20 protein-coding genes are annotated in these 22,149 nt (G+C 59.4%); 6 read left to right on the top strand and 14 right to left on the bottom strand.

What is annotated here, in order from left to right:
* Positions 1-74 precede the first annotated feature (74 nt).
* Entirely contained in the window at positions 75-1,235 is a 1,161-nt protein-coding gene (locus MHH62_RS25790; RefSeq protein WP_032901767.1) for an AAA family ATPase, read from the top strand.
* 99 nt (positions 1,236-1,334) lie between these two features.
* On the opposite strand, the gene MHH62_RS25785 is transcribed toward MHH62_RS25790, so the two are convergent.
* The 12 genes from MHH62_RS25785 to MHH62_RS25730 form a co-directional block, all read right to left on the bottom strand.
* Positions 1,335-2,183, bottom strand: a complete 849-nt coding sequence (locus tag MHH62_RS25785; protein WP_020302225.1) for a transporter substrate-binding domain-containing protein — start codon at positions 2,181-2,183, stop codon at positions 1,335-1,337.
* Positions 2,180-2,956 (bottom strand): amino acid ABC transporter ATP-binding protein, encoded by a 777-nt coding sequence (locus MHH62_RS25780; RefSeq protein ID WP_034125472.1) that lies wholly within the window; start codon positions 2,954-2,956, stop codon positions 2,180-2,182. Before MHH62_RS25780 ends, MHH62_RS25785 begins: the two co-directional genes overlap by 4 nt.
* On the bottom strand, positions 2,953-3,612 hold the full coding sequence (locus tag MHH62_RS25775) for an amino acid ABC transporter permease (RefSeq protein WP_020302224.1): 660 nt from the start codon (positions 3,610-3,612) through the stop codon (positions 2,953-2,955). Before MHH62_RS25775 ends, MHH62_RS25780 begins: the two co-directional genes overlap by 4 nt.
* A complete protein-coding gene (locus tag MHH62_RS25770) occupies positions 3,593-4,258 on the bottom strand; it encodes an amino acid ABC transporter permease (protein WP_014716444.1) in 666 nt (221 codons plus the stop codon). Before MHH62_RS25770 ends, MHH62_RS25775 begins: the two co-directional genes overlap by 20 nt.
* A 369-nt stretch (positions 4,259-4,627) precedes the next feature.
* Positions 4,628-5,410 carry a MetQ/NlpA family ABC transporter substrate-binding protein gene (locus MHH62_RS25765; RefSeq protein WP_003187613.1) on the bottom strand — a complete coding sequence of 261 codons (783 nt, stop codon included), beginning with the start codon at positions 5,408-5,410 and terminating at the stop codon, positions 4,628-4,630.
* A gap of 106 nt (positions 5,411-5,516) precedes the next feature.
* Positions 5,517-6,443, bottom strand: a complete 927-nt coding sequence (locus MHH62_RS25760) for a sigma 54-interacting transcriptional regulator (RefSeq protein WP_014716443.1) — start codon at positions 6,441-6,443, stop codon at positions 5,517-5,519.
* A 48-nt stretch (positions 6,444-6,491) separates the two neighbouring features.
* Positions 6,492-7,073 (bottom strand): alpha/beta hydrolase, encoded by a 582-nt coding sequence (locus MHH62_RS25755; protein WP_014716442.1) that lies wholly within the window; start codon positions 7,071-7,073, stop codon positions 6,492-6,494.
* Between the two features lie 219 nt (positions 7,074-7,292).
* Complete coding sequence (locus MHH62_RS25750) at positions 7,293-10,223, bottom strand: DUF6543 domain-containing protein (RefSeq protein WP_339232124.1); 2,931 nt, start codon at positions 10,221-10,223, stop codon at positions 7,293-7,295.
* A 157-nt stretch (positions 10,224-10,380) separates the two neighbouring features.
* The gene (locus MHH62_RS25745; protein WP_014716440.1) at positions 10,381-10,782 is read right to left on the bottom strand and encodes a biopolymer transporter ExbD; all 402 of its coding nucleotides are present in this window, start codon (positions 10,780-10,782) and stop codon (positions 10,381-10,383) included.
* On the bottom strand, positions 10,783-11,505 hold the full coding sequence (locus MHH62_RS25740) for a MotA/TolQ/ExbB proton channel family protein (RefSeq protein WP_108538336.1): 723 nt from the start codon (positions 11,503-11,505) through the stop codon (positions 10,783-10,785). It abuts the gene before it with no gap.
* Positions 11,506-11,530: 25 nt separating this feature from the next.
* Positions 11,531-12,343: an energy transducer TonB gene (locus tag MHH62_RS25735; protein ID WP_014716438.1), complete on the bottom strand. Its 813-nt coding sequence runs from the start codon at positions 12,341-12,343 to the stop codon at positions 11,531-11,533.
* A 233-nt stretch (positions 12,344-12,576) separates the two neighbouring features.
* On the bottom strand, positions 12,577-13,428 hold the full coding sequence (locus MHH62_RS25730) for a LysR substrate-binding domain-containing protein (RefSeq protein ID WP_005783745.1): 852 nt from the start codon (positions 13,426-13,428) through the stop codon (positions 12,577-12,579).
* A 107-nt stretch (positions 13,429-13,535) separates the two neighbouring features.
* Here MHH62_RS25730 and MHH62_RS25725 point away from each other — a divergent pair, with 107 nt between their 5' ends.
* Positions 13,536-13,997, top strand: coding sequence for a nucleoside deaminase (locus MHH62_RS25725; protein WP_339232123.1), 462 nt, complete (start codon positions 13,536-13,538; stop codon positions 13,995-13,997).
* On the top strand, positions 13,984-15,171 hold the full coding sequence (locus tag MHH62_RS25720; RefSeq protein WP_336827224.1) for a CynX/NimT family MFS transporter: 1,188 nt from the start codon (positions 13,984-13,986) through the stop codon (positions 15,169-15,171). Before MHH62_RS25725 ends, MHH62_RS25720 begins: the two co-directional genes overlap by 14 nt.
* Here the strand turns inward: MHH62_RS25720 and MHH62_RS25715 are convergent.
* A complete protein-coding gene (locus MHH62_RS25715; RefSeq protein WP_020302219.1) occupies positions 15,142-17,457 on the bottom strand; it encodes a TonB-dependent receptor in 2,316 nt (771 codons plus the stop codon). The genes MHH62_RS25720 and MHH62_RS25715 overlap by 30 nt on opposite strands.
* 155 nt (positions 17,458-17,612) lie before the next feature.
* On the opposite strand from MHH62_RS25715, the gene MHH62_RS25710 reads away from it, so the two are divergent.
* From MHH62_RS25710 to MHH62_RS25700, 3 genes are all read left to right on the top strand, one after another.
* Positions 17,613-18,557, top strand: a complete 945-nt coding sequence (locus tag MHH62_RS25710) for a LysR family transcriptional regulator (RefSeq protein ID WP_032901761.1) — start codon at positions 17,613-17,615, stop codon at positions 18,555-18,557.
* 105 nt (positions 18,558-18,662) lie between these two features.
* Positions 18,663-19,124: an HIT family protein gene (locus MHH62_RS25705; protein ID WP_058410252.1), complete on the top strand. Its 462-nt coding sequence runs from the start codon at positions 18,663-18,665 to the stop codon at positions 19,122-19,124.
* Positions 19,125-19,366: 242 nt separating this feature from the next.
* On the top strand, positions 19,367-20,974 hold the full coding sequence (locus MHH62_RS25700; RefSeq protein WP_339232122.1) for an alkaline phosphatase family protein: 1,608 nt from the start codon (positions 19,367-19,369) through the stop codon (positions 20,972-20,974).
* Positions 20,975-21,100: 126 nt separating this feature from the next.
* On the opposite strand, the gene MHH62_RS25695 is transcribed toward MHH62_RS25700, so the two are convergent.
* The gene (locus MHH62_RS25695) at positions 21,101-22,006 is read right to left on the bottom strand and encodes a TauD/TfdA family dioxygenase (protein ID WP_019819893.1); all 906 of its coding nucleotides are present in this window, start codon (positions 22,004-22,006) and stop codon (positions 21,101-21,103) included.
* Positions 22,007-22,149 lie beyond the last annotated feature (143 nt).

The raw sequence follows: 22,149 nt of genomic DNA, 5'->3' as shown, positions 1-22,149 counted from the left end.
TGAGCTTAGATCAGGGTTCCTTATCTGCATGGAGGATCCCATACTCCAATGGTTCCCATGCTGACTAATTACACATGCTTAAAACCCTCGCGGTGGCCAATTACCGCTCGATCAACAAATTGGTGGTGCCCCTGGACCGGCTGAACCTGGTGACCGGGCCCAATGGCAGCGGCAAATCCAACCTGTATCGCGCCCTGCGCCTATTGGCCGAAACCGCCCAGGGCGGGGTGATCAATGCGCTGGCCCGCGAAGGCGGGCTGGATTCGACCTTCTGGGCCGGGCCGGAAACCATCAGCCGGCGCATGCGCAATGGCGAAGTACCGGTCGAATCCACTGTGCGCCAGGGCGTCAAACGCCTGCGCCTGGGGTTTGCCGCAGAGGATTTCAGCTACGCGATCTCTTTGGGCTTACCCGAAAAAACCCTCTCGGCCTTCAAACTGGACCCCGAAGTAAAAAAGGAGTGCATCTGGGCCGGCCACGTCTACCGTCCGGCCAGCCTGCTGGTGCAGCGCTCAGGGCCGATGGTGCGTGCCCGCGAAGGCCGTGCGTGGGATGTGCTGGCGCATCACACACCGAACTACCACAGCCTGTTCGATCAGGTCGGCAGCCTGCGTGGCTCGCCGGAAGTGCTGCTGTTGCGTGAAAGCATTCGTGGCTGGCGCTTTTACGATCACTTTCGCAGCGACGTGGACGCGCCAGTGCGCCAGCCACAGTTGGGCACGCGCACGCCGGTGTTGCACCACGACGGCCGCGATCTGGCGGCCGCGTTGCAGACCATCCGCGAGATTGGCGATCCCGAGGCGCTACAACGCGCCGTGAGCGATGCATTTCCGGGCGCGCGTCTGCACATTGAACCGTTGCAGGGCGGACGCTTTGCCATCGAGTTCTATCAGGAAGGCTTGCTGCGACCGTTGTCGGCGGCGGAGCTGTCGGACGGCACCCTGCGCTACCTGCTGCTGATCGCCGCGCTGCTGACCCCTCGGCCACCGACCATGATGGTGCTGAACGAGCCGGAGACCAGCTTGCATCCGGACCTGTTGCCGGCACTGGCCCGCTTGATTATCCAGGCGTCGAAGCAGTGCCAGGTATGGGTGGTGAGCCATGCCAGCCGCTTGATTGCGGCGTTGCAGCAGGATGAGGGGTGTAACTCGATTGTGTTGGAGAAGGTGTTGGGGGAAACGCGGATTGTGGGGCAAGGGATGCTGGATGGGCCGGCCTGGCATTGGCCGGAGTAGGCGGTGACTGCACTGGCCTCACCGGGGGCAAGCCCCCTCCCACATTTTGATGTGTGAATACATTCAAAGGTGGGAGCTGGCTTGCCTGCGATAGCTATCTCAGCCCTGCCACTTACCGCCTTCAACAATCACACTCTCAGGCTTGGTGTCATCGCTCAGCTCTTTACGCACATATTGGTCATAAAGCTTGAGCAGGAATTTCTCCTCCCCCAACTTCGCCAGCTCAGCGTTCACCCAGTCACGCAGCTCGATATTGCCCTTCTTTACCGCCGGGGCAATGGGTGCTTCATCACCGAGCTTCTCTTCCAGCACGCGGTAGCCAGGGTTCTGCTTGGCCCAACTGAACAGCACCAGGTTGTCTTGCGCATAGGCATCCCCACGGCCAGCCGACAGCGCCTGCAGCGACTCGGAGTTCTTCTCGAACTTGAGCAGCTTCCAGTCCGGATGGTTCTTGGTCAGCCAGATATCCGCCGTGGTGCCGGTGGTGACGATGGTCGTGCGGGTTGCCAGGTCATCCAGGCTTTTGACGGCGCTGTCATTCGGCACCAGAGCCTGCACCGCCACTTTCAGGTTGGGGTTGGTGAAGTCCACTGCTTCCTTGCGTTCAGGCGTCACGGTCATGTTGGCGAGAATCAGGTCGACCTTGTCGCTTTGCAGGAAGGGAATGCGGCTGGCCGGTTCCACGGCGACAAACTCCACCTTGTTTTCATCGCCCAGCAGGTCCTTGGCGAATTGCCGGCCGATGTCGGTATCGAAGCCGACATAACGACCCGCTTCGTCCACAAAGCCGAATGGCGGTTTATCGGTAAACACGCCGACAATCAGCTTGTCCCGCGCTTTGATTTTGTCGATGTAGCTCACAGCCGCAGGTTTTACCGGCTCTTCGGCCTTTTTATCGCAGCCGGCCAGCAAGGCGACGGCAAACAGTGGCAGCAGTAACTTTTTCATATCAGCTCCAGTTCCTTGATCTTTTTGGGCAGTGTTGAAACAAAGGAGAACTTCTCCAGGAACTGCTGCGCGCGTGCGGTCTGCGGGTTCGTAAAGAATGCCTCGGGGGTGTTGTGTTCGAGGATGCGACCGGCCTCCATGAACACCACGCGGTCGGCGACGGCGCGGGCGAAGGCCATTTCGTGGGTGACGATCAGCAGGGTCATGCCATCGCGGGCCAAGTCCTGGATCACTTCCAGCACTTCCTTGACCATCTCCGGGTCGAGGGCCGCGGTGACTTCGTCAAACAGCATGACCTGAGGGTTCATGCACAACGAGCGGACGATGGCGATGCGTTGTTGCTGGCCACCGGAAAGCTGGCGTGGGAAGGCGTCGCGCTTGTCGGCAAGGCCCACGCGCTCCAGCAATTTTTCCGCCTGCTCACGGGCTTCACGCGGGTCGCGCTTTTGCACTTTCAGCGGGCCGAGCAGGATGTTGTCGAGCACGCTCATGTGCGGGAACAGGTGGTAGCTCTGGAACACCATGCCAATGTCCTGGCGTACCTGGCGCCAGTCGGTGGTTTTATCCAGCAGCTCTTTGCCGGCAAAGCGCAGGCTGCCGCTGTGCGCGACTTCCAGCCCATTGAGGCAGCGCAACAAGGTGCTTTTGCCACAGCCGCTGGGGCCTAAGATCACCACCACTTCGCCGCGCTGCACGCTCAGGTCGATGCCCTTGAGCACCTGCGCCTCGCCGAAGAATTTGTTGAAACCCTGGAACTCGATCAATGCGCTCATGCTTGGGCCCAGCGCCGTTCCAGCAGCTTGGAGGCGGCCGACAACGGGTAGCAGATAAAGAAGAAAAACAGGAACAGCGCACCGTAGATCAATACCGACTCGTAGGTGCGCTCTATGATTTGCTGGCCGACCTTGATCACATCCACCACGCCGATCAGCACCGCCAGGGAGCTGGTCTTGATGATGCGCGTGTACACGTTGATGGTCGGCGGCGTCATGCGCCTGAGGGCCTGGGGCAGCAGTACGTAGCCGTACAACTGCGGGTCGGACAGGCCAATCGACAAGCCTGCTTCGCGTTGGCCACGGGGCAGCGAATGCAGCGCGCCACGCACCACTTCGCCCACCTCGCTGGCGCCCCACAACGACAGCACCAGCACCGCGCACCAGAAACTCGGGATGCTCAGGCCGAAGAAGATCGGCACGCCAAAAAACAGCAGGTACAACCACACCAGCACCGGAATGGCGCGGAACAGTTCCAGGTAGACCCGCAACACGCCGTTGATCGCCTTGTTATTCAAAGTGCGCAGCACGCCGTAGAGCACGCCGCCAACCGTACTGAAGCCGATGCTCAAAAACGAAATTGACAGGGTTTGCGCAGCGCCCTTGCCCAGTTGCGGCAACGACACCCAGAGCAACTCAAGACCCGAACTGGCCATGCTGGAGCCTCCTTTCCAGGCGGCTGAGCAACAGCGACAACGGCAAGAACAACAGCACGCAAATCAGCGTCAGCACGGCGAGCATTTCGTAGGTTTTATAGTAGAGGGCGATATAGCTCTTGGTGGTATAGAGAATCTCCGGCACCGCCACCGCCGACACCACGGTGGTTTCCTTGAGTAGAAAAATGAAGTTGGCGAACAGCGCCGGCAGGCTGAGGATGCCGGCCTGGGGCAGGATCACATGGCGCAACAGTTGCCAGTCGGACAGGCCAATGGACTTGCCCGACTCGATTTGCGCTTGCGGCACCGCTTCCACGCCGGCGCGCAGCACCTCGGTGAGGTAGGCGCCGCCCAGAAAGGTCATGGTGATGATCGCCGCCCAGAACCCGGAAATATTGAAACCCAGGGCCGGCAGCGCGAAGTAGACGAAGAACAGTTGGATCAACAGCGGCGTGTTACGCGCCAGCTCCACATAGAGCGCCACCAGGCGCGACAGGTAAGGCGTACGAAACACCAGCAGCGCAGCGTTGATCAGCGCCACCAGCAAGGACGTGGCAATGGCGATCAGGCCGACTTGCAGCGTCACACCCACGGCCTTGAGAAACGCCGGCAGGGTGCTGAGGATAAAAGCGAAATCGAAGGTCATGTGCAGTCCATATCGCCGCATGGGTAATGCCGCGAGCGCAGTCCGTGCCGACGTGGATAACGTCAGCTAGCGCGAACTTTAAAGGTATAAAAATCAAAGTTTAAATACCGAAATAGCATATTGATATCACCCAAAAACCTAACCTCTGTGGGAGCTGTCGATCGTTCCCACGCTCTGCGTGGGAATGCAGCCCAGGACGCTCTGCGTCCGCTCTAAAGTCGTGACGCAGAGCGTCACAGGAGACGTTCCCACGCGGAGCGTGGGAACGAGCAAGCCAGCTCCCACAGTTTTGACTGTATTTCAGATAAAAAAACGCCGACGCTGTAGGAGCCGTCGGCGTTGAAACCTTGAAGGGGGTTTTGGCTTACATCAGAACGCTGGCACCACCGCGCCGTTGTACTTCTTCTCGATGAAAGCTTTGACTTCCGGGCTGGTCAGGGCCTTGGCCAACTTCTGGATAGCATCGCTGTCCTTGTTGTCCGGGCGCGCCACCAGGAAATTCACGTACGGCGACTTGGCGTCTTCGATGATCAGCGCGTCCTTGGCCGGGTTCAGGCCAGCTTCCAGGGCGTAGTTGGTGTTGATCAGGTCGAGGTCAACCTGGTCCAGCACCCGTGGCAGCAGGGCCGATTCCAGCTCTTTGAACTTCAGGTTCTTCGGGTTGCTGGCGATGTCTTTCGGCGTGGCCAGGGCGTTTGTCGGGTCTTTGAGGGTGATCACACCAGCCTTTTGCAGCAACAACAAAGCGCGGCCGCTGTTGGAGCCTTCGTTCGGGATAGCCACGGTGGCCCCGTCTTTCAGATCTTCGATTTTCTTGATCTTTTTCGAGTAGCCGCCGAAGGGTTCAACGTGCACGCCCACCACGGTAATCAGGTTGGTGCCCTTGCCCTTGTTGAAGTTTTCCAGGTACGGCAGGGTCTGGAAATAGTTGGCGTCCAGGCGTTTCTCAGCGACCTGCACGTTCGGCTGTACGTAGTCGGTAAAGACTTTGATCTGCAGGTCCACACCTTCCTTGGCCAGGGTCGGCTTGATCAGCTCGAGGATTTCGGCGTGCGGGATCGGCGTAGCGGCCACCACCAGTTTCTCGTTGGCCTGGGCAAAGCCAGCAGTCAGGGCAGCCGCCAGAGCGGTAAACAACAGAACCTTTTTCATGCAATGTCCTTCTAACGACCGTTTTTATGTGAGGTGCCAGCGAAGTGCTATCGCGGCGTGGAAGGGACAATACCTAGATTTTTTATTCCCGAACAATATCTTTTATTCACGTTGATATTCCATTTTGTTCATACAGGAATTTACGCACCGATTCCGTCTCGGCCGGGCTGGCGCTGGCCAAAATTCGTCGTACTTGCTCCAGCGGTGAGCCTGCCGTCGGTAGGTTCAAATGTTCGGGCAAGATTTCATCGCCGCTGCTCACCAGCAAGGCAAAGTGAATAACGTTTTCCAATTCTCGCGTATTGCCCGGCCACGTGTGGTGTTCCAGCACCTGCTGGGCGGCGTCGCTGATCAGTGGCACCGGAAGGTCCAGGCGCTGGCTGTAGATGCCGAGGAAATATTCGGCCAGAGACAAGATATCCCCCACCCGCTCGCGCAACGCCGGCAGGTCCAACCGGCCCTCACTCAAATAATGGAACAGACGCTCATGAAACTTGCCCACGGCCACGGCCTGGGCCAGGTCGATGCTGGTCGCGGCCACCAGGCGCACATCCACCGGGCTGGGCTGGTGGGCACCGACGCGGGTGACTTCGTGGTTTTCCAGGGCCGCGAGCAATTTCACCTGGATCGGCAGCGGCAAGTCACCAATTTCATCCAGGTACAAGGTGCCGCCATTGGCCGAGCCAAACCAGCCCGCGCGGCTGCTCGCCGCGCCACTGTGACTGCCGGCGGCATAGCCAAACAACTCGGCATCCGCATAGGTGGGGCTGATGGCGCCACAGTTGACCGAGACAAACAGGCCTGTACGGTCACTGCCACGGTGGATGTGCCGCGCCAGCAACTCTTTACCGCTGCCGGTTTCTCCTCGAATCAATACGGGTAAGGCGCGCGGCGCAAGGCTTTCCAACTCTTCACGCAGTTGGCGTGAGCGTGGGTCGACGAACACCAGCGCCTTGGCGCGGATGCTCAACGGGCTTTTTTCAGCATCTGGAAAGGTCAGCAGCGGCTGGCCGAAGGTTTCATGCAGACTCATGGCAGGCTCCCGCCCCAATCCACACAGGGACGGGGCGTTGAAAAAATATTAGGCGCTGCGCCGAGCATGGTGCTCGAGGCGATGTTGCAGGCGATAGAGGTAAGCAAACCCTTGCTCCCAGCGGCGGTGGCCGGACTTCACATTGATATGCCCGGCGCCCGCCAAGATGCCGGCTTCGGCGCCCCACTGACGCGCCAGTTCCAGAGCCCTGGGGGCGCTCACGGCACTGTCGTTGTCGGAGCTGACCACCTGGCTGGGAAATGGCAGCAGGTCAGTTGGAATAGGTGCGAAATTGCGCAGTGCAGGGGCACACGCAGGGCGCTCGACATCCGCCGGTGCCACCAGCAACGCGCCGCGTACCTGCCGCAAGAAGTGCACGGGGGCAGTGGCGGCCCAGTGGGCCACGGTGATGCAACCCAAGCTATGAGCGATCAGGATGACCGGCGTGCTGTCGGCAGCGATGGCCTCGGCCAGTGCGGCGACCCAATCCTCGCGACGCGGTGTCAGCCAATCGGCCTGTTCCACGCGGGCGCTGTTGGGCAGGCTGTTCTGCCAATGGGTTTGCCAATGATCTTCTGGCGATCCTTGCCAGCCCGGCACGATCAGATAACGAATCGACTCGCTGTGCATGGGTGTGCCCTCCTGCAGCGTTTAACGTTGCTGACCAGTATAGGGGCGACCCAACAATCAAATAAGGAATAAAAAGGAATTTATTAATAACCACATTGCATTTTCGACATCAGGTCACGTTATCCTCATCCGAGGCGATCGCCGTCACTGAAGCCAGTCGCTGAGGCGGATAAACCCGCTCCTCAGCGACTGCAATCGACACCAGGTTTGTTTTACCAATCAGCGAGAATGATGCATAGACTGCTCTGAGCCAATGGAGACCCCGAACTTATGATTCATCGGCATGTAATAATCTCGCGCGCTCATATAGTTGGCACCATAGTCCTTGGGAAGTAAAAGACAAGCGTTCAACAGTTCTGTCACCTCTTCAACTACCGCGAAAAACCCATACTCCTTTTTTGCCAATACATCCCCAAACATTTTCGGCCCGGTGATTTCAAAAATTTTCTTCTCGTATTCTTTATAAGCGTGCTGTTCGGCGGCTGTCGAACTGTCACTCAGGAAAGCACGATTACTTTTCAACCACTCCTCATTGGCCTTATAGCGCTCATAGGCCTCTTCCAGGATCTCATCCAGCAAAGGATTATCGGCATGACTGGCGAAATTACTGGTATTGAAACCACTGAAGTCTGCTGGTTCATAAGTCACTGGCGAATTCATCAGGATATCGTTCGGTGTGGCTTTCAACGTGACGTTTCCCACATTGAAAGTCAGTGTATCGTCCGCATCCAGATATATTCCACCGTACTTCTTAAGCAATGCAACGCGCATCACATCCGATGAGGCCGCTAGATTTTGCCCTTGGCCGGCACGAAAGTACTGATACATTTCCCCATACTTGCCAGCCTTCAGCTCCCTGAAAGCCTCATCTGCCTGCAAATCATGCACTTCCAGACCGCCTACTTTGTGATCCAATGCAGACTTTATCTTTTGAAAAACACTCGCATTATTGGCATCTACATGAACGATCGACTTATAGCCCGGACTTTTCCTGGAGTTCTCAACAATATTGTTGAGCAAGTTCTCTGGCATCTCATTGCCAGCCCAAAAATAGTGGATAACCTTGGGCACCTCAGTGGCGCCGGAGGGTAACGATGGCAGTCTCGGTAACTTCAATGTCTTATTTATCATTGAAGCCGGTGCATTTTTATTCCCTTCGATCGCTTCAGCTTTTGTACCACTCATCCAGTTTTCTTGGCCTTTACGCCAATAAAACACGTCATTCACTCGACCGTTTTCGCTGACCCCACGCCATAGGCGGGCCTCTACGTCATACGTCACTTTAGTGCCGTATCGATCGACGAAAATCATGTAGTCTTTCGAGACCATTTGATGGACATCGTCCATGGGGACTGTGAACGCCTCATGGAGTTTCGGGGGCGAAACAGGGCTCATCGGATAACCAATCTGCCCATTGATTCGCCGTGGCGGATTGAAGAATGGGCGCCCTTGTTCAGTCACTTGAGTAGAGGCCTGGGCTGCAGCATCCGCTCCGGCTGCGACGCCCCCGCTGGCAAACCTTTCTGTTATCACTTTCGCCAGCGGCGCCCCCGCATGAGTGGCTAACGGCGGAGCAGCGTTCAATACCCCAAAAACAATTCGGTCCGCACCGGTCGATTTTCCTTTGATGGCATCATCAATACCAATACCGGCCTCGGCGCCCCCGGCTGCCAGGAAGAAAACATCCAGGCCTATTGCGACTTCCGGCATGACCAGGGCCAGGGGCGTCATGAACATGGCGACTTTGGTGGCCTCTTCCACCCCTTGCAGCACTTTGTTCTTGGTGTAGTCCCCATCACTGACGATCGCATTATCCGCGTCCGAATAAGATCGGGCCTTTTGTCGAACCTTGACTGCTTCGAAAGGGTCGCCCTGCAGCTGATCCACTGTGATAAACCGGTCCGGCACCCAGCCGTTGAGCCCTTTAAGGAAAGCATTACCCGACGCCTGCGCGTCCGACCAATTTCCCATCCCTTCCAGAGACTGACGTACACCGTCTGAAAACGACTTGTCAGCTTGATCCTTGAGAGAAAAGTGCGTCAGCAGCGATTCGCGCTTAACGGGGTCTGACGCCTGCCCCGCCAGCCATGTTTTCATTTGCTGCGGATTATCGAACCGATGAATAGGTGAGGAATTGCCAGGGATGTATAGCAACGTCAGCTGGGTTTTCCGATCGGTCACACACATCAAGTCGGTCGACTGCAAGCCGTTGATGCTCAGCAAGCCGATCTCCAGATTCGGATCCTTGACGGCAGGCTTGGTAAAATCCTGAACCGTCAGCTCGGGCCAATCCTTTTGCGCAACCGCCCCCAACGCACGCTGAGCGAGTGCCGCCTCAACCGGTCCAAGTGTTCCTTCCAGACGCTGTAGATTGATCGCTTTAACAAAGGATATTTTACTCAACGATGCATACGAGGCGCTGTGTTTGTCCCAGAATCCATCAAGCGTATTCTTGTAAAGTTGGGTGCGGTCTGTATCCCAGACCAAGGCTTTGAAATCTTCAACCGGAATGGGCACCTCAGTGGCCGCACTGTAGAGCGCAGAGCCCGGAGAACTCGGTTCCCGGTAAATAGCTTGGCGACTGCCTGCTTCCTGCACCCAGCCGTCAATTTTGTTGTAAACATACACTGCCGGCGAAAAATACTTGGCGATTTTTCGAAACCAGCCCTCATTATCTTCAATCGTAACATCTTGCCTGTTTTTCAAAGCCGCCTGGGTCAGCGTTATTTTTTCCACAACATCCTTTTCGTCATCGCCATTATCCTTAAACGTCACCAGATACGTTTTATCAGGATCAACTTCAATGCCCCACTGTTTTTTTATCTTCGCGGACAAAATAGTGGCAATCTCTTTTTCGGGAGACATAAAATCAGACGCATGCGCACTGATATAAGCATCTATTACAGGATCTGGCTTCAATACCTTGGGCTCGGCATTGGGTGCGTTAATGTGCTGATAACCGGCGCGATTCAAAGATAAACTTTGCCCTAACGGATGCCGTGGGCCAGGCCTATCGGACGGCCCAGAAAAAGCGACAGGTTTTTTTTCATCGGGCTGAGAAACCGGTTGTTGCGGGCTGACGAATGTATCTACCAAACGAATCGGAAAACGTACCATTCTATAAATTCTCCATTTATCGAAACTTTCCATGCGCCAGCCAGAATAATCATACGGTCATGAATTGCACGCTCAGAAACATTTAAAAACGTGTGAATTCTTTTCCTTTACTAACGCTATACCCTTCCAATAAAAAAGGGCCGCACCCTGCCAAGGAAACGGCCCAAAAACGTGTCGCGGCTCTTTGAAACTAACGTGCAGTAATCACCGACAATTTGGTAATGCCTGCGCGCTCGATCGACGCCATGGCTCGCGCCACTTCGCCGTAGTTCACTCCATCGTCGGCCTGCAATTGCACCCGCACGTCGGGGTCCTTGGCCTTGGCCGCCTGCAGGTTGAATTCCAACAGGTCCGGCTGGATTGCGTCCTTGTTGATAAACAGTTTGCCCGCGCCGTCGATGCTCACCACCAACGGGTCTTTCTGCTCAACCGGCGCTACGGCCTGGGTTTTGGGCAGGTTGATCGGGATGGAGTTGGTCAATAGCGGCGCGGTGACGATAAACACCACCAGCAGCACCAGCATCACATCCACCAGAGGCGTGACATTGATCTCGCTCAGCACCTCATCGCTGTCTTGCGTGGAGAAGGCCATTCAGGATGCCTCCTTCACTTTCTGCGGGCTGCCGGCGTTGACCTTGGCCAACGTCGGGTGCAGCAGCACGCGGAACGCGTTTTTCTGCGCCAGGCTGTAGAAGTCGTGGGCAAAGTCATCCAGGTCTGCCGCCGTCAGCTTCAGGCGACGCAGGAAGTAGTTGTAAACCAGCACCGCAGGCACCGCGACGGCGATCCCCACGCCGGTCGCCACCAGTGCCGCGCCGATGGGTCCCGCCACGGTTTCCAGGCTGGCGGACCCGGCAGCACTGATCCCCTTGAGCGCTTCCATGATCCCCCACACGGTGCCAAACAGGCCGATAAACGGCGAGGTGCTGCCGATACTGGCGACCACAGCCAGGCCGGTTTCCAGGGAGCGACGCTCACGCACGATTTGCTGGCGCAGGGCGCGTTCGAGGCGGTCCTGGTGATTGATCGCCTGGCTCAAATCCGCAGCGTGGGGGGTATCGCCCACCTGGATCGCGGCATAGCCGGCCTGGGCTACACGGGCGGCGGCGCCAGGCTGGGTTTCGGCGAGTTCGGCGGCCGAGTCGAGGCTCGATGCCGCCCAGAACTGTTTGTGAAACTTGCGATCCTGGGCCTTGAGGCGACCGAACTGCACGCCCTTGAGCAAGGCCAGGCCCCAGGTGGCGACCGAAAAGGCCACCAGCAGCCAGATCACCGCGCTTTCGATGGATTCAAGTGGAGATGCCAATGCCATGATGTTTTCCCTCTGCGCCGCTGAATAATTAATGAATCTTGAAATCGATGGGCACGCTCACCCAGCCGTTCTGGGCCACATCGCCCTGTTTGGCAGGCACGAAACTCCAGCGCTTCACCGCCGCCAATGCCGCGTCATCCAACTGCTGGCGACCACTGCTTTTTTGCACCTGGATCTCACCCGGTTTACCACTGGCCAGCACCTGCACCCGCAGCAACACCGTACCTTCCCAACCGCGACGCTGAGCCAGTGACGGGTATTCCGGCGCCGGGTTCTTCAGGTACGCGGCGTTGGCCGAAGCAGGCGTCACCGGCGCTGGCGCCGCGGGTGCGGGCGGTGCAGGTGGCGCTGGCGTCGGTGGTGCAGGTGGCTGCTCGACGGCCTTGGGGGCCGGCTTAGGCTCAGGTTTAGGCACGGGCTTGGGTTTGGGTTTCGCAATGGGTTTGGGCGGCGCCGGCTTGGCCGCCAACTCATCCACCACCGGCGGCGGTGGTTCGACCACAGGCGGAGGCGGTGGTGGCGGTACAGGCGGTGGCGGTTCAACCACCGGCGGCGCCGGCTGGGAAAATTCGATGGTCATCGGTGGAATTTCCGGCGGCACAATCGGCAGCACCGGCGTGGGTTTCTGGCTCACCCAATAGATCACTGCACCGTGCAGCGCCAACACCAGCAACCCGAGCAAAACCCCCTCGCGGCGGCTGGAAAAACGCTTCGGGGTCTTCTGCAGGCGCAATTGCCCCAACGGCGCGTGATGCGGCCGGCCAAGGTCGACCAACTCACCACTCGGTGCCGGGCGCCACTGCGCCTCGGGTGCACTGGCGGCGGTCTGGACATTGCCCATTGATTCACTCCCTACGGTTTTGAAAAACCGACGGGCCAGCGAAGGCCCGTCGTGGGCTGAATCATCGGGGCCAGACACTTATCTCTTAAAGTAATCTTTAAAGTTATACATAGAACAAAAACACATAAACAAAACAGCCGATCACGCCAAAGCCACGTGGCCCGTGGCCTGGCTTCAAGTCGTTGTCTTTCAATGCCTTAAAGGCATACAAAATATTCGGCAAAGGTATGGGCTCAGTGCGGGTTTCCACTGCACAAGGCCAGCAATTCACCCAGCAAACTCTGGCCCGCTGCGCCCAGACCACTGCGGCCATACAGGGCCAATCGCACGCCATGAACAGGCGGCAAGCCACTCTCTGGACCGAGTATGCGATGGCCCGGTTGCAATACCCGTTCGGGCAATAAACTGATGCCCAAGCCTGCCGCCACCGCCGAACAAACGCTGGCCAGGCTGGCGCTGGAATAGCCGATGCGCCAACGCCAGCCGGCCCGTTCCAGATGGTGCAGCATGTCGTTGCGATACAGGCCGCCTACGGGGAAAGCCACCAGCGGCAGCGGGTCGCGGCCCAGGGCCGGAGTGCTCAGGCTGTCGACCCAGTACAAGGGCTCCGGCCACGACGCCACACAGTCGTCGCTGTCGCCCATCTGCTTGACCAGCAACACATCGAACTCACCGCCCCGGTACTGGCGCTGCAATTCAGGGCCCAGCCCGCTGGTGACTTCCAGTCGCACCCGTGGATAAGCAACGACAAATGCCGAAAGCAGCGGCATCAGGCGCTCGGCGGCAAAGTCCTCCGGCACGCCGAGGCGCAACACGCCGTCGCTTTGCTGGTTGATCAGCACATCGGCGGCTTCTTCGTGCAGCGCGAGGATGCGGCGCGCATACGCGAGCAGGCGCTCACCCTCGGCGGTGGCCACTACCCGGCGCTGGTCGCGGTCGAGTAACTGACACGCCACTGCGTCTTCCAGGCGGCGGATTTGTTGGCTGACGGTGGACTGGGTCAAGTGCAGTCGCTCGGCGGCGCGGGTGAAATTGCCGCAGTCCACCACGGCGACAAAGCTGCGCAACAACACGGGATCGAACAACGTCATCACCATTGTGTTTGCCACTGATTGGCATGTTTATATTTAATTTCAGAATACCTTGCTGGCTGCCCATACTTCACACCTTTCATCGCATCCGGGGGCCTTGTATGACCAACGATCAAGCACACCTGCAACGCGCTATCGCCTTGGCCCGCGCCAACGTCGCCCAAGGTGGCCGCCCCTTCGGTGCTGTGCTGACGCGCAACGGTGAAGTGCTGGTGGAAGCCGCGAATGAGATACACCTGACCCAGGACCCCACCGCCCACGCCGAGCTGCTGGCAATTCGCGCAGCGAGCCGGCAGCTGGGTGCACGCCTGGAAGGGTGCGTGATCTACGCCAGCGGCCAGCCTTGCCCGATGTGCCTGAGTGCCATGTACCTGTGCGGCGTCGAGCGCGTAGTGTTTGCCGCCAGCAACGAAATGGCCGAGCCGTTCGGCCTGTCGACGGCAGCCATCAGCCAGCAGGCTGGCTTGCCCATCGACGCGCAATGCCTGCCCATTCAGCACCTGCCCGATGCCGCAATGACTGCGCTGTATCACCAGTGGAAAACCCTGCATGACCCTGAATAAATCCCTCGCCGGCTGGGGCCTGCTGGTGGTGCTCGGCCTGAATCTGCGCCCGATCCTCAGTTCCATCAGCCCACTGCTCGGCGAGATTCGCCAGGCCACCGGCCTGAGCTTTCAGAGCAGCGCCCTGCTCACCAGCCTGCCGGTGATCTGCATGGGGTTGGTGGCACTGGTGGGCGTGCGCGTGGAGGCGCGCTTGGGCGAGCGTCGCGGCATCGCCCTGGGCTTGTTGATGATTTTGCTGGCGTGCCTGGCGCGCTGGCTGATGGGCCAGGCTTCGGCACTGCTGGTTACCGCGCTGCTCGGCGGTGCGGGCGTGGCGCTGATCCAGGCGCTGGTGCCGGCGATGATCAAGCGCGAATTCCGTCACCGCGTGCCGGTGGCGATGGGCGTGTATTCGGCCTCGCTGATGGCCGGTGGCGGCCTGGCGGCGCTGCTCAGTCCGGTGGTGGCCACGCATTTCCAGCAATGGCAAGCAGGCCTGGGTGTGTGGCTCTTGCCGGCGCTGGGGGCGTTGTTGCTGTGGGCCTGGCTGCCGCTGGGCGCGGCGCGAAACCCACAACAGGCGCCTGCGTTCAAAGGGTTGCGTAACCGCCGCGCCTGGCTGCTGGCGCTGTATTTCGGCCTGGTCAACTGCGGCTACATGAGCATGGTCGCGTGGCTGCCCGCCTACTATCAGCAACTGGGTTGGGGCGTGCTGCCCAGCGGGTCATTGCTGGCGTTCATGACGATTTTTCAGGTGACGGCCGCTCTGTTGATGCCAGTGCTGGCGCAACGCGGTATCGACCGCCGCCCATTGCTCAGCATCAGCCTGCTGGCGCAAACCATCGGCTACCTGGGCCTGATCATTGCGCCGCTGGAATATCCCCACCTGTGGGTGGCCTTGTGCGGCTTCGGGTTAGGGGCGTGCTTTGCCCTGAGCCTGCTGCTGACCCTCGACCACCATCGCGACCCACGCCAAGCGGGGCAACTGGCGGCGTTCGTGCAAGGCGTGGGCTTTTTGATCAATGCGATTTCGCCGTGGCTGACCGGCTGGCTGCGCGAGCTTACCGGCAACTTTGTCAGTGCCTGGGTGGTGCTGACGGTGACGGTGGTGGCGATGCTGCTGGTGACGCGGGTGTTCAGCCCGGCCACCTATCGCACCGACCTAGAAATCGTAGCGCCCAGTCACGCCTAGGGTGCGCGGCGTGCCCAACAGGCCCTCGTAACCGCCATTACCACCGGTCCACAGGGTGGTGTAGTAGGTTTTGTCGAAGGCGTTTTTCAGCCACAGCGACACATCCCACTGCCCTTGGTCATAGTCGCCGCGCAAACCGGTAGACAGGTTGACCACCGCATACGCCGGGATCTGCCCGTAGTCGGAATCTTCCACCGTGCCCACCGCCTTGGAACGGAACGCGTAACTGGCGGTGACATAGGGTTCGAAGCCGTTCGCCAGGTTCCACTTGTACTCGCCGTTGGCGTTGGCGATCCACTTGGAGGCGCCCACTACCTGATGGCCGCTCAGGTCGCAGGACGCCGGCGCACCGGGACGCAGGCTGGTTTCCGGCGGGCACGGCGCGTCCTTGTAAGACAGGTACGTCACGTCATTGAAGGAGCCGTTGATGTTCAGGGTCAGGCCCTTGATCGGCACCAAGGTGCTTTCCACCTCCACGCCCCGCGAGCGTACCGAGCCGGCGTTGGTCAGGTACTGCACGCGGTTGTCCTGGTCGTAGGCGTTGGTCTGGTAGCCGTTGACCTGGGTCCAGAACAGGTTGGCATTGAGCTGCAGGCGGCGGTCCCACAACGTGCTCTTGAAGCCTAGCTCGGCGTTGTTGGCGCGCTCGGTGCCGATCAGCAACGAGTCGGCTCCGGCCGTCGGCGCAGACCCCACCGCCAGGTTCACACCGCCGGACTTCTCGCCATGGGACAGCGTCGCGTAGCCCAGCAGGTTTTCATTGAAGTGATAACTGAGGTTGAGCAGCCCCGACGGCGTGGCGCTGTATTGCGACAGGTCGCCCGAGTCATAGGCCCCGGTACGCCCGCGCCGCGCCGTGGCAGCAGCCCCGCTGACCGCCGCGCCACCGACGGGCGCATTGCGCGTGACCCAGGCGCTTTTCTCTTCGTAGGTGCCACGCAGGCCGGCGGTGAAATCCAGGCGTTCGGTCAGGTGCCAGGTGCCTTGGGCGAACAGCGCGAAGCTGTCGGTGCGGATATGCCCGTTGCCCACACTGCTCACGTTGCTCAACGCACCGGCAGGTGTGCCGTTCCAGATATCGGCCTTGGGCCCGTAGTAGGCAAAGGATTTGTTATCCAGGTCGGAGCCGAAGTAGTAAGCGCCCAGCACGTAATCGAAGAAACCACCGCTGGGCGACGCCAGGCGAAATTCCTGGGACCACTGCTTATCTTCCACCGAAACCCCGGCGTTATACGACGCCGGTACGTTGAGGCCATCATCGTTGCGCGGGGTGAAATTCCACCAGCGATAAGCACTCACCGAGGTCAGGGTGAAGTCGCTGGGCAGCGTCCAATTGGCTTCCAGCGACGTACCGCCCTGGAACACCGTGACGTGCTGGTCGTTGTCGAGGTTGACCTTGCGATGGGTGCCGTCCACCAAAGTTGCGCCCGCCGCGTTGGCCCGGGATTGATACAGGTTGGTGCCATTGATGGTCGGGCCGGTGCTGTACAGCACGCGGGTGCCGGCGCTGGAATCCTCTTCGTTGTAGTCACCGATCCAGCGCAGGTTGAACGCTTCGTTGGGCTTGTACAGCAGTTGCCCGCGAAAGCCTTGGCGCGAACCGCCGTTAAGATCATGGCCGTCGTACTCGTTCTTGATATCGCCGTCGCTGCGCGTGCGATAGGCCGAGAAACGCCCTGCCAAGTCCTCGGTGAGCGGGCCGGAAATCGTGCCCTTGGTCTGGAAATAACCGTCCTCGCCCAAGGAGGTTTCGATGCTGCGCTCGGGAGTAAAACTCGGCGCGCGCGTACTGATATTGATCACGCCAGCCGTGGTGTTCTTGCCGAACAACGTGCCCTGGGGGCCGCGCAAAACCTCAAGCTGCTCAATGTCCATCAGGTCGAACACCGCCATACCCGGGCGCCCGAGGTAGACGTTGTCGATATACAGCCCCACGCTGCCTTCCAGGCCATCGCTGGCCGGGTTGTTGCCCAGGCCGCGGATCGACACGCTGGACTGGCGCGCATGCATATAGGCGACGTTGACGCTGGGCACCAGTTGCTGCAAATCCTGGATGCGGTACACCCGCTGGGTTTCCAGGGCCTGGCCGCCGAGCACGCTCATGGGCGTCGGCACGGCCTGGGCACTTTCGGTACGCCGCCGGGCAGTGACCGTGACAGTTTCCAGTTGGCCACTGGCGCTTTCGCCCTTGCCGGCAGGCGCGGGTGTTTCAGCGGCCTGGGCCGGCGACCAACTGCTGCTACCGGCCACTAGAACAGCCAGGGGCAAGGACTTGAACAGACTCATAAGCGGCTCCAAAACCCCGGAATACTCGTCGCCTCATATTCCAAAAGGTTATTTATTTATGTTTTTACGAACATTTACTGCATAAGAGATAGCCTTTATAAGGAGTCGACCTAATGCATAGCCAATGCATTTCCCGGATATTTTTGATGTGAAAAATGCATATCGACCTGCGCCAGCTTCGCCACTTCATCGCGCTCGCCGAACAGCGCAGTTTCGTCGCGGCAGCAACGGCGGTGAACCTGTCGCAGTCGGCGTTCAGCCGCAGCATCCAGGCCCTGGAACACAGTGCCGGCTGCCAACTGGTCGACCGTGGCCGCAAAGACCTGGCGCCCACCAAGCAAGGCCAGGTGCTGCTCGAGCATGCACGGCGCCTGGTCAGCGGCGCACAACAACTGGCCAATGAAATCAGCCAGTTCAACGGCCTGGAAGCCGGTGAACTGCGTTTCGGTTGCGGCCCCGCGCCGGCAGCTGGGTTAGTCCCACGTGCCATCGGCAGTTTTATCGGGCGCTACCCCAAGGCCCGCGTGCAGTTCCAAGTGGATGACTGGCAAAGCCTGGGCAAGCGGCTGCTCAGCGAAGAGTTCGAATTCTTCGTCGCCGACACCCGCCACTTCGAAGCCAACCCCGACTACCACACCCACCGCCTGCGCCCGCGCCGTTGGCACTTCTGCTGCCGCGCCGGGCATCCCCTGGCCGCACGCAACAGCGTCAGCGCCGCCGAGCTGATGAGCTACCCGCTGGCAGTGACCATCCGCCCGCCGAACCTGCGCAAAGTCATCGTCGACCTCAGCGGCCGGCCGGATTACCAGCCCAATGTGGAATGCGAAAACGGCTACAGCCTCATGGGCGTGGTATTGCGCTCGGACGCCATCGGCATCGTCAGCGCCAACAGCGACGTGCTGCACATGGCGCGGGGCGAACTGGTGTGTTTGCAGATTGAGGGGTTGGACGAAAACCTGGAGGAGCGCTACACCCGCTACGGGATCGTCAGCCGTGCAGGGTATCGGTTGTCGCCGCTGGCGCAGGCGATGATTGAGCAGATCAAGGAGATTGACGAGAGGGACGAGGATGTTTATGCGTTGGAAAATATTGCGGTCTGACTAAGCGGTGAACAGCGGCCCGCAACGTCAGTGAAGTCATCGTTAGATAACAAAGATCACATACAAGAGGGTCTACCTTTTGACTCGCACGAGGAAGCGCGTCTGATGGACTGTATTTTTTGCAGTATTGCCCGCCGTACTGCACCCTGCCACCTCCTATGGGAAGACCAGACCCACATGGCCTTTCTCTCCATATTTCCCAACACCCCGGGGTTCAGTGTCGTTATCCCCAAAACCCATCACGGCAGCTATGCGTTTGCCGAACCGGACGCCGTGCTGTGTGACTTGGTCATCGCAGCCAAAAAGACGGCGAAGCTTTTGGACAAAGCACTAAAAGGTGTGGCTAGAACAGGCATGATTCTGGAGGGTTATGGCGTCGATCATCTGCACGCCAAATTATTCCCGATGCACGGGACCGGGGAAGATAGCGCCTTCAAAAAAATCAGTTCGACCCAGGACAAATATTTTGAGCGTTATGAAGGCTATGTCTCCTCCCATGACGCGGCCAGGGCAGATGATAAAGCGCTGGCAGGACTGGCCGCTCACATCAGGTCCTTCGCCTGGTAAGCCTGCTCCCACCATTTGATCGCGGGGTGCCAGGTAGATATGGGTCTGCTGTCAGGCCGTCATCGCAGGCAAGCCAGCTCCCACAGGGGAATGCATTTCAACTGTGGGAGCTGGCTTGCCTGCGATGACGCCAGCAGCCACACCCATGCACTCAATGCATAGAACCCAGTCCCCAAATGCACTTGCCAGAGCGCCCCTCGAACGGCGAAAAAACCCACCTGTCCTCCGTTCGGTAAATTCCTATGTCTGACGCCAAACCCGTGCGCAACGTGCTCTACATCATGTGCGACCAACTGCGCCGCGACTACCTGTCCTGCTACGGCCATGCCCATTTGCACACCCCGAATATCGACCGCCTGGCCGACGCTGGCGTGCGTTTCAGTCGGGCCTATACACAAGGCACCATCTGCGGCCCGTCGCGCATGTCGGCCTACACCGGGCGCTATGTCAGTAGCCATCAGGTGGCGTGGAACGCAGTGCCGCTGCCGCTCGAAGAGCTAACGATCGGCGACTACCTGCGCCCCCATGGCATCCGCACCGCATTGGTGGGCAAGACCCACGCCACGCCGAACCTTGAGGCCTTGCAGCGCCTGCAGATCGACCCCGACAGTGCCCAGGCCGAGCCGCTCAATGAGGTTGGTTTCGACGCGTATCTGCGTCACGACGGCATCTATCCCGACAGCCCGCTGTTCGAGGATAAGCGCGAGTCCGCGCCCTACACCCAGTACTTGCGTGATCACGGCTACAACGGCAGCAACCCGTGGCATGAATGGGCCAACGCCGCCGAAGGTGAGAACGGCGAAGTGCTCAGCGGCTGGCATATGCGCAACGCCGGCAAGCCTGCAAGGGTGGCCGAGGAGCATTCGGAAACCGTCTACACCACCGACCGTGCCATCGACTTTATCGACGAACAAGGTGAACAGCCTTGGTGCCTGCACCTGTCGTATATCAAGCCGCACTGGCCCTACATCGCGCCGGCGCCGTATCACGCGCTGTACGGAACCGAGCATGTGCAGGCGCCGATTCAACCTGAGCACACCAGCGATCACCCGGTGTACCAGGCATTTCGCCAACACCAGGAGAGCCAGAATTTTTCCCGTGACGAGGTGCGCCTCACGGTGATTCCGACCTACATGGGCCTGATCAAACAGATTGACGATCAACTCGGGCGGCTGTTTGATTTTCTGCAAAGCACTGGCCGTTGGGATGACACGCTGATCGTGTTCACCAGCGACCACGGCGACTTCCTCGGCGATCACTTCCTTGGCGAAAAAGAGTTTTTGCTGGAGCCTGCGGTGGGCATTCCGTTGATCGTGCGCGACCCGCGTGCCGGCGCCGATGTCAGCCGCGGCATCGTAGACGAGCGCCTGGTGGAAACCATCGACGCCCTGCCCACCTTCCTCGACGCCTTGGGCTTGCCCGCCGCCGACCATCGCCTGGAAGGCCGCTCATTGATTCCATTGCTGCAGGGCGCACAACCCACCTGGCGCCGCTATGCCATTGCCGAATACGACTACGCCTTCCAGGCCCCGGCTCGTGAGCGCCTGGAGCAACCGATCGACCGTTGCCGCATGACCATGGTGCGCAGCGAGCGCTGGAAGTACCTGGCCTACGACGGCTTTCGCCCGCAACTGTTCGACCTGGAAAACGACCCGCAAGAACTGCACGACCTGGGCAGCGATCCCGCCTATGCCGAGGTACGCGAGACGCACCTGGGTTATCTGTTCGACTGGCTGCGCGGGTTGAAGCGGCGCACCACCATCAGCCACACGGAGGTTGAGGTGCGCGGGCAATGGTTTCGTTATGGTGAGCCAGAGGCAGAGAAAGTGGTGAAGATCGGAGTCTGGTAAACACCACGAATCCAAATGTGGGAGCGGGCTTGCTCGCGAATGCAGTGGGTCAGTTGATGAATACGTCGACTGACACTGCGCATTCGCGGGCAAGCCCGCTCCCACATTTTTTAATCTTCACTCAGATTAAAGACCTTTAGTGGTTTTGCTTGATTGCCCCTGCACCCCCACCGGCACATCCCCCTTGAGCGTAACCCGGCGCACGATGCGCTCCTGGGTGCCGTAGTCGTCCACCGCGTAATGCTGGGTGGCACGGTTATCCCAGATCGCCACGTCGCCGGTGTTCCAGCGCCAGCGCACGGTGTTTTCCAGGCGAGTGACGTGGCCTTGCAGCAGGTTGAACAACTGCGCCGACTCTGCCTGGGAGTAGCCTTTCAGGCGTTTGACGAAGTGCCCCAACAGCAGGGTTTTCTCACCGCTGACCGGGTGCACGCGCACCACCGGGTGTTCGGTTTCATACACTGTGGAGGTGAAGACCTTGCGGTATTCCTCCAGCTTCTCCACCGCCACATCCGGCTTGCGTGCGGCGTAGTCGTATTCGTTGCTGTGCACCGCCCAGAGGTGGTCAGCCAATGCGCGCAGCTCCACGCTGAGGTCGTTGTAGGCAGCGGCGGTGTTGGCCCATACGGTGTCGCCACCGGAAGCAGGCGCCAGCACCGAACGCAGGATCGAGGCCTTTGGGTACGCATCGACGAAAGTCACGTCGGTGTGCCAGGAATTGGCGCGCTGGCCACGGGTGCCATCCAACTCCATCAAGAAGCGCGTGCCGTCCCGCACCGGCACCGTCGGGTGGGCAATCGGCTCACCGAGCAGGTGAGCAAAGGCTTCCTGGCTCTGGTCATCAAGATGGGTTTGTTCGCGGAAGAAGATCACCTTGTACTGCACCAGCGCCTGCTGAATGGCCTCGACGGTGGCGGCATCCAGCTCACCGGACAATTTGATGCCACGGATTTCGGCGCCGATCCGCCCGGCTACCGGGTGAATATCGAGTGGTTGGGCGACGGATTGAACGGCTAATGCGGCGTTGCTCATTGTGATGACCCTCATGTGCCTGCGAAACGGTGGGGGGACGCTTCCAGCAACGCTCTATCCATATGCAATTTAGGTCTAGCAAATGAATGAATGCTTCGTTGACGGAATAAGAGCTTGCATTTAAAACCTCAGCTTGCTCGGTC

It is taken from the genome of Pseudomonas sp. FSL L8-0168 (assembly GCF_037976155.1).
GTDB classification, from domain to species: domain Bacteria; phylum Pseudomonadota; class Gammaproteobacteria; order Pseudomonadales; family Pseudomonadaceae; genus Aquipseudomonas; species Aquipseudomonas paracarnis.
Note: the sequence above shows the minus strand (reverse complement) of the source record. Positions and strands in the feature narration are given on the sequence as shown.